This window comes from Jeotgalibacillus marinus (assembly GCF_040801915.1).
Lineage (GTDB): Bacteria > Bacillota > Bacilli > Bacillales > Jeotgalibacillaceae > Jeotgalibacillus > Jeotgalibacillus marinus.
Map to the genome: position 1 here is coordinate 1 of NZ_JBFMIA010000243.1, position 247 is coordinate 247.

A 247-nucleotide genomic window follows, 5' to 3' on the forward strand; every position below is an offset into this window, starting at 1 on the left:
CGCTTCCTTTTTTTTTGCTTTGTGCGCTTTTGCTTCTTCTCTCTTCCTCCTTTTTCCCCCCTTTTCCTCTTCCCTTTTTCTCTTTTCTTTTTCCTCTCCCTCTTTTTTTTTTTTCCCCTTCTCCCTTTCCCTCTCTCCCTTTCTTCTCCCTTTTCCTTTCCTCCCTCCTCCTCCTCCCCCTCCTCTCCTTCTCTCTTTTTTCTCTCTTTTCTTTCCCCCCTTTCTCTCCCTCCTCCTCCCTTTTCTT

Annotated in this window: 1 protein-coding gene; it reads right to left on the minus strand. The window is 46.2% G+C overall.

What is annotated here, in order from left to right; translation table 11 throughout:
* A partial coding sequence (locus AB1471_RS19095; protein WP_367781031.1) for a hypothetical protein occupies positions 1–247 on the minus strand: 247 nt, incomplete at both ends.